At 68.7% G+C, this 10,795-nt stretch carries 5 protein-coding genes; 2 read left to right on the forward strand and 3 right to left on the reverse strand.

Annotation, left to right across the window (positions count from 1 at the left end):
* Window positions 1-75: 75 nt before the first annotated feature.
* The gene (pgm, locus tag VEG08_12085) at window positions 76-1,746 is read left to right on the forward strand and encodes a phosphoglucomutase (alpha-D-glucose-1,6-bisphosphate-dependent) (protein HXZ28723.1); all 1,671 of its coding nucleotides are present in this window, start codon (window positions 76-78) and stop codon (window positions 1,744-1,746) included.
* 1 nt (window position 1,747) lies between these two features.
* Here the strand turns inward: pgm and VEG08_12090 are convergent, their stop codons facing one another.
* The 3 genes from VEG08_12090 to VEG08_12100 are packed head-to-tail and all read right to left on the reverse strand — an operon-like array spanning window position 1,748 to window position 7,389.
* Window positions 1,748-5,263 carry a caspase family protein gene (locus tag VEG08_12090; protein ID HXZ28724.1) on the reverse strand — a complete coding sequence of 1,172 codons (3,516 nt, stop codon included), beginning with the start codon at window positions 5,261-5,263 and terminating at the stop codon, window positions 1,748-1,750.
* Between the two features lie 15 nt (window positions 5,264-5,278).
* Window positions 5,279-6,646 (reverse strand): FtsX-like permease family protein, encoded by a 1,368-nt coding sequence (locus tag VEG08_12095; GenBank protein ID HXZ28725.1) that lies wholly within the window; start codon window positions 6,644-6,646, stop codon window positions 5,279-5,281.
* Complete coding sequence (locus VEG08_12100) at window positions 6,643-7,389, reverse strand: ABC transporter ATP-binding protein (GenBank protein HXZ28726.1); 747 nt, start codon at window positions 7,387-7,389, stop codon at window positions 6,643-6,645. Before VEG08_12100 ends, VEG08_12095 begins: the two co-directional genes overlap by 4 nt.
* Before the next feature lie 102 nt (window positions 7,390-7,491).
* On the opposite strand from VEG08_12100, the gene VEG08_12105 reads away from it, so the two are divergent.
* A partial coding sequence (locus VEG08_12105; protein ID HXZ28727.1) for an MG2 domain-containing protein occupies window positions 7,492-10,795 on the forward strand: 3,304 nt, incomplete at its 3' end.

Consider the following 10,795-nt stretch of genomic DNA (forward strand, 5'->3'; position numbering starts at 1 on the left):
CTACGGCGAGGACTCCGGCATCACCGGCGCTGCCGCCCTCTGCCTGGCGGCCCCGCCGGTGGTCTAATAGAGGAGATGGCGAGCCAGGCCAAGAAAGAAGAGTCGCTCTCCCCGCTGGCGGGCCGGCCCGCCCCCCGCGAGATTCTCGTGGACGTGGCCCGCCTGGAGCGCGAGTACTTCGCCCGCACCCCCAACCTCGCCGATCCCGAGCAGAGGGTCGCCTTCGGGACCAGCGGGCACCGCGGCTCGCCCCTGCGCGCCACCTTCACCGAGGCCCACATCCTGGCCATCACCCAGGCCATCTGCGACTACCGCCGCAGCCAGGGCGCCGACGGCCCCCTCTACCTGGGCAAGGACACGCACGCCGCCTCCGCGCCCGCGCAGCGCACCGCGCTCGAGGTGCTGGCGGCCAACGGCGTGGAGACCATCCTGCAGCGCGACGACGGCGTGACTCCCACCCCGGTCATCTCGCGCGCCATCCTGGCCTACAACCGTGGCCGCCGCCAGCACCTCGCCGACGGCATCGTCGTCACGCCCTCGCACAACCCGCCCGAGGACGGCGGCTTCAAGTACAACCCCACGCACGGCGGCCCCGCCGACACCGAGGTCACGCGCTGGATCGAGCAGCGGGCGAACGAGTTGCTGCGCGCGGGCAACGCCGGCGTGGAGCGCGTGCCCTACGAGGCCGCGATCAAGATGGCCTCCACCCGCCAGGCGGACTTCGTCCTGCCCTACGTGCGCGACCTGGCCACGGTTGTGGACATGGAGGCCATCCGCACCGCCGGCCTCAAGCTGGCGGTGGATCCGCTGGGCGGCGCCGCCCAGCCTTACTGGGAGCCCATCAACGCCACCTACGGCCTCGACATCGCGGTGGTGAATCCGGTCCTCGATCCCACCTTCTCCTTCATGACCTGCGACCACGACGGCAAGATCCGCATGGACTGCTCCAGCCCCTACGCCATGGCGCGGCTGGTCGGGCTCAAGGACAAGTACCGCGTGGCCTTCGCCAACGACCCCGACGCCGACCGCCACGGCATCGTCACGCCTTCGGCCGGGCTGATGAACCCCAACCACTACCTGGCGGTGGCCATCCGCTACCTGCTCACCCACCGGCCGCGTTGGCGAGCCTCCGCCGCGGTGGGCAAGACCCTGGTCAGCAGCAGCATGATCGATCGCGTGGTGGGGAAGCTGGGGCGCCGGCTGTGCGAGACCCCGGTGGGCTTCAAGTGGTTCGCTCCCGGCTTGTTCGACGGCTCCTTCTGCTTCGGCGGCGAGGAGAGCGCGGGCGCCAGCTTCCTGCGCCAGGATGGCACGGTGTGGACCACCGACAAGGACGGCCTCATCCTCGCTCTGCTGGCCGCTGAGATCACCGCCCGCACCGGCAAGGACCCGGGCGAGCACTACCGCGAACTCACCGCCGAATTCGGCGCGCCCTGCTACACCCGCATCGACGCTGCCGCCACGCCCGAGGAGAAAGCGAAGCTGGGAAAGCTCTCGCCCGAGGCGGTGCGTGCTTCCACCCTGGCGGGCGAGCCCATCACCGCCAAGCTGACCCGCGCTCCCGGCAACGACGCTCCCATCGGCGGCTTGAAAGTCGTGGTCAGCAGCGGCTGGTTCGCCGCCCGGCCCTCCGGCACCGAGAACATCTACAAGATCTACGCGGAGAGCTTCCGCGACCCGGCCCACCTCCAGGCCATCGTCGCCGAGGCCCAGGGGATCGTCCAGAACTCGCTCGCGGCCGCCTGAATTACTTGGGCTGGGCCGGCGGCGCCACCACCAGCAGAGGATTGGGGTCGGGGTCGCGCCGGTAGAAGAGCCGGGGACGCTGTACGCTGCGCTGCGCGGGCGCCAGCCTCTCCTGGCCCTCCACCAGGCTGAAGCCGCGCGAACCCTCCAGGAAGTTGCGCTGCAACGCCGGCACCTGCTCGGCCGCTTCTTCCAGCCAGTCGAGCAGGTAGAGTTCCCCGCCGGTGGAGGCCGGGTGGGAGATCAGGTTCAGCAGGCTGTAGGTCAGCAGTCCATGGCCGTACTGCGAAGCCTCCATGGCTGCCTGGTAGGCCTGCGAGGCGGTGAGGACGTACATGCCCTTCTCGTAGGCCAGTTGCGCCAGGCCCTTGGAGTTCATAGCGCCCTGGCGCTTCTCCTCCGCTTCCAGCGCCTGGCCGGAGCGGCAAGCGTCGATGATGACCAGGAAGTGGCGGCCGTCGATGCCCTCGAAGAGGCGGCCCAGATCGACGTCGGAGAGAGCGTGGGCCTGCTCGGGATCCTGGGCCATCGCAGCGGGCGCGAAGTCGTGCGGCAGCAGATAGAACTGGTTGTGGACCGCGGTGCCGTGCCCGGCGAAGAAGAGGAAGACGCCGTCCTCCGGCTGCGCCCTGCGCAGGCCGGCGAAGAGGCGGCGTTGCGCCTCGCTGAGCGGCACCGGGTCCCCGGCGAGGATGGCCAGCGCCGCGCGGATGTTGGCGGCGGTGGCGTCGTCGTCGAGCAGCGAGACCGGGACCATGGTCTTGAAGTTCCGCAGCGCGGCCTGGTCCTGGGCGAACTCGGTGGCGAAGGCCTGCGCATCGTCACGGGCGTAGCGCAGGTCCATGCCCGGGGGCGCGTACCTGTTCACGCCCACCGCCAGGATGTAGCCGGTGCCTTCCGCTCCGGCGGACTTCTCGCCGCCCTCCACCGGCGCGGTCGCGTCCTCGCTTTTGATGTCAGCATCGTTGAAGGCGTAGGCCACCAGCGTGTTCATCCCGGCGGTAAGACCGACTTCGGCAGCCAGGTCGCGGCAATCCTTCCCCTCGAGCAGGTCTCCGTGCCAGCGCCGTACCAGGATGCCGTTGCGGAAGAGTCGCAGGTCGCGCGCTCCGCTACCCTGGCTGTGCTTCGTGTACGGGGGAGCCTGGCAGACGTGGATGGCGAGCGCGGCGGTGCGCCGGTCCGCCGCCGGGGTCGCCTCCAGCGTGACCACCGGCTGGCGGCGGTCGCGCTCCTCCAGGCCCTGCTTGGCCTGGGGCGCGTTCCCGGCCACGATCGCCGAGAGTAACCCGGGCTCATAGAAGTCGCCATAGAAGGCCTCTACCGGCAACACGTCGAAGGTACTGCCGCCGAAGCGCCAGGCGATGCCCTTCCAGCCTCCGGGAGAGCCGTCGAAGTAGCCGTCGGGGGAGATCACCAACCAGTCTCCGCCGGAGGCGGTGGCCAGGATGGCAGCCGGCTGCCCGCTCTCGAGATCCCACAGCGTGATGTAGCGCGTGCCCTGGATGAGGAAGCGGCTGTCGGCGGTGAAGGCGAAGGGGAACTTGCTGTCGGCGCTGCCGGTGGCGTCGAAGGAGTTGGTCAGGCTGTGCAGCAGCTTGCCGGTGGCGGCGTCCCACACGAAGATGGAGGCGGCCGCGGCCTGCCCCGCGGCCACCAGCAGCCGCCCGTCGGGGCTGAACTGCAAGGCGGCGACGCAGTCGGGCATCACCTTGATCGTGACCGTGCTCTTGGAGGGGGCGTCGGGTCCGAAGGCACAGCCGGGCTCAGCGAAGGACGCGACTTGGACCCCGCGGACCGCATCCCAGATGCGGACCGTGCCGTCATCGGCGCCGCTGGCCACCCGCCGCCCGTCGGGGCTGACTGCCACCGCGTTCACCTTGGCATGGACGCCCAGCTTCCTCACCACCTGGCCGGTCTCGCTGGCGCGCACCTGGATATTTCCTTCCTTGTCGCCGGTGACGAACTGGTGCGAGTCGGGGAACCAGGCAAAGCCCACCACGTCGGTCAGGCTCACGGAGACGTTGCCGGAGGCGATCTGCCAGATGGTCAGGGGCTTGATCTTGCCGTCCATGCCGGTGCGCGCGAGGAGTTGCTCGTCCGGACTGAGGGCCAGGATATCGGTCCACGCCGAGCTGTCGTGCTCGGGCAGCTTGAGGAGCTTGGGCTCGCCCTTGTCGAGGTCGGCGGTGAGGACGCCGCCCGGGACCGAGAGCGCGACCCACCGGCCGCGCTGGCTGAGGGCGATGTTCGCGGTCACGCCCTGGGGAGCGCGCAGCAGCCGCGGCCCGGAGTTGGAGGTCAGGTCCCACAGCGCCAGGGTGTCGCCCCCGGTCATGCCGGCGATGCGCCGCGCCAGCAGCCGACCGCCGTCGCCCACGGCCACGCTGTAAGCCACCACCTCGGTGGCCCGGTCCTCCAGGCTGAAGCGGGGAATGCGCTGCAGCGGCAGCAGCGTCTTCTTCAGGTCCCAGACGATGATCTCGGGGCTGCCGCCTCCTCCGCCCAGGCCCTCCACCTGCTTGGTCTCCACGTACGGATTCCAGCTGACCAGCATGGCGTCGTCGGGAGAGAACTCCAGGATGCCGTAGCCGGGGATGGCGGCGCCCAGCTTGGTCCCCTTCGTGAGATCGTAGAACTCGATCCTCTTCTCGTTGCCGGCCTCCGTGCCCACCGCCAGCAGGCTCCAGTCATGGGAGATGGCGACGCTGCCATGGATGCCGGGGACCAGCAGGTCCTGCTTGCCCGTGTCCAGCTCCCAGAGCACCAGGTCGCCGCCTTTTCCTTTTTCCGCCGCAGCGACCACGCCCACCAGGGACTTTCCGTTGCTGGTGAAGCGCAAGCCGGCGGCGCCGCGCGTGCCCGCGCCCAGATCGCGAACACGGGCGCGCCGGGCGACGTCCCACACCTCGACGTCGTCCTGGCCGTCGCTGAAGGCTAGCTGGGAACCGTCGGGGCTGAAGGTCACCTGCGGCCACACCGCCTTCTCGGACTCCACCTTCCCGCGCAGTTGCGCCAGGACGCGGCCGCTGGCGCCTTCGCGCAGCAGGATCTCGCCTTCGGAGCCGGCGGTGGCCAGCCACTTGCCGTCCGGGCTGAAGGCGATCGAGGAGATCCAGAAAGCGTGGCCTCGCACCTTGCGCACCAGTTCGCCGGTGTTCACATCCCAGAACTGGATCTGGTAGGCGTCGCCGGCCTTGCGCAGAGGGCTGTCGATGGGCGCTGTCTCCACCTCCGCGCCCATGCCTTCGCCCACCACCAGATACTTGCTGTCGGGACTGAAGGCCATGGCGGAGGCCAGGGTATCCACGCGCAGGGTGCGCAGCAGCCGCCCGGTGGCCGGCGACCACAGCTTGACCATGTAGCTGCCCGAGGTGGCCAGCAGCTTGCCGTCGGGACTGAAGACGGCTTCGTCGATGGTGGCGCCGTGCCCGGTCTGCGGCACCAGTTCGGGGCGCTGCGCCCAGGCCGTTCCGGCCAGCAGAGTGAGACTGAGAAGGATTCCGCGGATTCCCATGTTCCTGTCCAGAGTCTATTCGTAGCGCAAAGCCTGCACCGGGTCGAGCTTGGCGGCGCGCAGTGCGGGATATACGCCGGCGACCAAGCTCACGATCTGCGCAAAGATGATCGCTCCCAGAACCAGCCACCAGGGCACTGCCCACAGGTTCTCCGGGGGCAGCGACTGGCGCTGGAGGTAGACGTTGGTGCCGAAGTTGATCACCCGCCCGATCAGCCAGCCCAGCAGCACGCCCAGACTTCCCCCCGTCACGCCCATGGCAACGGCTTCCGTGAGGAATAGGAACGCGACGTCCCAGTCGCTGCCGCCGATGGCCTTCATGATGCCGATCTCGCGCCGCCGCTCCAGGATGGCCATCACCAGCGTGTTGATGATGCCCAGCGAAGCCACCACCAGCGCCAGGCTGCCGAAGATCCCCAGGAACAGGTCCAGCACCGCGAAGAAGCGCTGCAGGCTGCGGCTGGCGTCCAGGATGGAGAAGGTGTTGAAACCCATCTTCTTGATGGCGTTCTGCACTCCTTCCACCTGCTTCGGGCTCTTCACTCGCACGGTGAGAGAGAGGTAGGTGGGAACGTTGGAGAAGGAGCGCATGCTGTCGCGCAGGTCGGAGGCCTGCATCACGTGCAGGCTTTGCGCCAGCTTCAGCGGCAGGAAGACATTGGCGCGCACCGGGCCGCGCATGCCTTCCGGGTCCACGTCGGAGATGCCCACGATCTTCAGCGTTTGGCGACGCGAGATGACGGAATAGGATTCCGCCGTTTCCTCGCCCGAGGAAGGCGCGGCCCGCTGCGCGTAGAGGATCGCCACGTCCTTCCCCACCAGCTCCTTGGCGAGGTCCGCGGCCTTGGTGTCGTCCAGACCCGGCTTGGGTTTGCGGCCGAGCAACTCCTCGGCGAAGGGCTTCTGCAGGACGGCCTCGGGCGCCGTGTCGGAAGAGAAGAAGCTGCCCGCCAGACCTTCGAAGGCGTCGGTGTTTCCGGCGGAGTAGGGAAGACCGGCCACCATGGTGAGGTGCGGCTTCTCGGCGTAGCGCACCTCGGTGATGAAGCGAAGGTCGGGATAGGCCTCGACCACGTTGGGCAGGCGCTCGATCTCCAGCCGCGCGGGCTCGTCGAGGGCCCGCGCCTGCTCGGGGCTGGCTCCGCCGGCGCTCTCCTCGCGGTTCATGCCGCGAAAGTCGCGGCGCGAGGTGACGAAGACAGTATCGAAGATGCCGGCCTTCTCCAGCCGCTTGCCCGCCAGTTGCTGCAGGCCGATGCCCAAAGAGAGCATGGCCACCAGCGAGGCCACTCCCACCGAGATGCCGAGAATCGTCAGGGAATTGCGCAGCACCGACTCGCGCAGGTTGCGCCCCGCCAGCTCCACCAGGTCGTAGGCCTTCACGTGCGCGCCTCCGCCGCCGCCGAACCGGGCTGCTGGTCCACCAGCTTGCCGTCCGCCAGGAAGATCATGCGCTGCGCGTAGCGTTCGGCCAGGGGACGCTCGTGCGTCACCATCACTACCGTCATGCCCAGCGAGCGGTTCAGCTCCAGGATCAGGTCCATGATCTCGGTGCCAGTGTGGCTGTCGAGGTTGCCGGTAGGCTCGTCGGCGAGCAGAAGCTGCGGCCGGTTTACCAGGGCGCGCGCCAGCGAGGCCCGCTGCTGCTCGCCGCCGGAGAGTTCGCTGGGGCGGTGCCGCAGCCGCGCTCCCAGCCCCACCCGCTCCAGCGCCTGCCGGATCAGCGCCTCGCGCTGCCCCCGCTCCACCTCGGCGAAGCGCATGGGCAGCTCCACGTTCTCCAGCAGGGTCATGCTGGGGATCAGGTTGAACGACTGGAAGACCATGCCCACGGTGTGCAGCCGGTACTTCGCCAGCCCCTGCGCGGAGAGCCGGGCCAGGTCCTTCCCCTGCACCGTGACCGCGCCCGAGGTCGGGCGGTCGAGCCCCGCCAGCAGGTTCAGCAGCGTCGATTTCCCCGAGCCCGACGCCCCCAGCAGCGCCACGAACTCTCCCTGCCGGACCTGCAGGGAGACGCCATCCACCGCCGGGATCACCGCCTCCCCCATGCGGTAGTGGCGGCAGACGTGTTCGGTGCGGACGGCAACCGGAGAGAAGGGATCGGACGGGGTCGTGGCTTGGGACATGCTCCTCTATTGTACCCGGCACGCTTCTGTGCGCCGGCGCGGGACGACTTTGGGCCTGCTTTTTGCTACCATCAACCGTATCGCCCGGAGCTAGGAACCGCCATGCGACGCGCTCGCTGGTTCGCGTTGGCTGTGATTGTTTGCGCCTCCGCCGCTCTGGCCGCGGGCCCTCCTTCTCTGCGCCTGGACGAGGAGCGGGTGTGCCTCCACCTGCTGCCCTCCCCGGTGCTCGAGTTGCCGGTGGTCAACGACTCCGGCAAGTCCTTGGTCGGCACCTTCCGCCTCGAGTTCCTCGACACCAACGGCAACTCCGCCGCCTGGGTCGCGGGCACCTTCCACGAGGAGCCCGGCACCACCGTCGAAAAGATCCCCTGGGAGGCCAAGCAGCTTCCCAGCAACACGCCCTCCGAGCTGGCCTGGCACCGCCTGCGCTACGAGTTCACTCCCAGCGCGGATTCCGGCGTCCCGCCCGCCCGCGGCGTGATCCAGGTGGGGCGCGTGCTCCAGGACACCTTCGAGCTGCGCATGACCGCCGCCGCCCACGCCGTCCCCGGCGCCAAGTATCCGGTGCGCGTGCGCGTCGACAACCCCAAATCCGGTCGCCCCATGGCCGGGATTCCGGTGGAGGTCGTGCTCACCATCGGCGACGATGACGACACCGCCATCAAGAAGAAGGTGACCACCAACTCCGCCGGCTACGCTACCGCCACCTTCGATCTGCCCAAAAAGGTGAGCAGCGACGAGGGCAAGGTGGAGGCCACCGCCACCCGCGGCCCCTTCGAGGAGTACGCCTCCATCGACTTCCGCTTTCCCACCGGCAGCCGCATCACCCTCTCCACCGACAAACCGCTCTACCAGCCCGGCCAGACCGCGCACCTGCGCGTCACCGTCTTCGGTCCCGACAAGCGCGCCCTGGCCAACGCGTCCATCAAGCTCACCATCGAGGACGAGGAGGGCGACGAGCAGTTCCACCAGAGCGTCACCACCTCGCGCTTCGGTATCGCCAGCGCCGACTGGGAGATCCCCCAGAAGATGCGCCTGGGGGACTTTCACATCATCGCTTCGCTCGACTCCGAGGACTACTACAGCCGCCAGTCGGCCAGCATCCGCATCAGCCGCTACGACCTGCCCACCTACACCGTGGTGGTTACGCCCGACCGGCCCTACTACCTGCCCGGGCAGGACGCCAGCGTCGAGGTGCGCGCCGACTACCTCTTCGGCAAGCCGGTGCAGCGCGCCAAGGTGCGCGTGGTCCGCCGCCGCGAGTGGCAGTGGAACTACAAAGACCAGAAGTGGGAGGGCGAGGAGACCGAGCCGGTGGAGGGCCGGTTCGACGCCACCGGCAAGTTCGTCGCCCATATCAGCCTGAAGAGGGAGTTCGACGACTTCAAGCCCAGCCGCTGGCAGCGCTTCCTCGACCTCGACCTGGCCGCCTACGTCACCGATCTCTCCACCGGGCGCACCGAGCAGCGCCGCTTCCAGCTCCGCCTGAGCCCGCAGCCCATCCACCTCTACGTGCTGGGCGCGGGTGGCTCCACCGAGGCGCCCGTGGTGTTCTACGTGACCAGCTCCTACGCCGACGGTACCCCCGCGTCGGTCGATGGCACGATATCGGCGGCCCTCCCCAACGCCAAGGAAGAGTTCGACGAGCAGCCCGACGCCGCTCACCGCGTCCTCCTGGGGCGCTTTCACACCAACCGCTACGGTGTCGGTCGCGTCGAGCTGCGGCCCCTGGCCCGCGAACTCCTGGTCATTCCCGACTGGAGGCGCCGCTATCACTATGAGGAGGAAGGGGAGCGCGAGGCGCGCCTGCTGCTGGAAGCTGCCGATCACAAGGGCAGCCACGGTAGCGTTAGCGAGGACCTGGAGCTCGAGTTAGGCCGGACTTTCATGCGGGTCGAGGCCGACCACGCTCTTTACCGCTCGGGCGAGCCCATCCAGGTCTCGCTCTTCTCCAACGTCCCCGCGCGCGAGGCCATCGTGGACCTCAGCGGCCCCAGCGGGCTGCTGGCCTCCGAGGTCGTGCATCTCAGCCACGGCCGCGCCCAAGTCACCTTCCCCTACGATCCCCGCTTCCACGGCGGGCTGTACATCACCGCGTTCGCCATCACCGGCAGCGAGGAGAAGGACCGAGACCTCGTGGGCGACTGCCAGGTGATCTTCCCCGGGCGCCAGGATCTGCAACTGGCGCTGCGCATGGCCAAGTCGGTCTTCCGCCCCGGCGAGCAGGCCGCCGCCGACGTGGGCGTGCGCACCCCGGAGGGCGAGCCGGTGGAGAGCGCGTTGGGGGTGCTGGTCTTCGATCGCGCCGTGGCCGAGCGCGTCCGCACCGACGAGCAATTCGGCCGCGGTTACGGCGGCTACGGCTTCTCCCTCTACGATTTTCTCGAGAACTACTACGGCCAGAGCATCTCGGGAATCACCTACCACGATCTGCTTGCCTGGGACTCCACCCAGCCCTTCCCCGAAGGCCTCGACCTGCTCGCCCAGGCCCTGCTCCATCTCGACTGGTACGGCGGCTGGGAGGGCGGCGCGGATTTCGCTGGTGGCGGCGCCTACGCCAGCCGTGCGGACGCGGTCTTCCATGACCTCATCGCCCGCGACACCGAACACATTTCCGAGGCTCTCAGCACGGAATTCAAGGAGAGCGAGCGCTATCCCCACGATCTCGCCGGTCTGCGCGACATCCTCAAGGCCCACAAGCTCGACTTCGACGCCGCCCGCGATCCCTGGGACCTCCCCTACCGCGCGCAGTTCTCCGTCTCCGGGAAGAACGATGTGCTCACCCTGGTCAGCAACGGACCCGACAAGCGTCCCGGCACTGCCGACGATTTCACCGTGCTCACCCAGGGTTGGCCCTACTTCCGTCCCCTGGGCAAGCTGATAAGCGAGACCGTTGTCGCCTACCAGCGCGAGACCCACCAGTACATCCGCGACTATCCCACCCTGCGCGACGCCATGAGGAAGAAGGGCGTGGACCTGGACGCCCTGCGCGATCCCTGGGGCCGACCGTATCGCTTCACCTTTGCCATCGGCGTCCCATCCTCCTACGGATACGACACCCCCGTCGCCGGCCCTTATTACGCCGTCCGCGTGGAGAGCGCCGGGCCCGACGGCATCTTCGATTCGCCTGACGGTCGCTCCTGGGACGACGTGGACGAGTGGACCGCCTCCATCCACTACTTCCTCGACGAGACCGCCGCCATCGAGCAGGCCCTGGCCCTGCACTACGCCAAGACCGGCAGTTTCCCCCAGAGCGAGCCCGAGTTCCGGACCGTACTGGCCGAAGCCAAGCTCTCGCCCCAGCAGCTTCTCGATCCCTGGGGGCATCCCTACCGCTTCAGCTTCGAGGAGCGCTCGCGCTATCGGGACCAAGTCACGATCGAGACCCATGCAGAGTACGAGC

The organism is Terriglobales bacterium (assembly GCA_035624475.1).
In the GTDB taxonomy this organism is placed as follows: Bacteria; Acidobacteriota; Terriglobia; order Terriglobales; family Acidobacteriaceae; genus DASPRL01.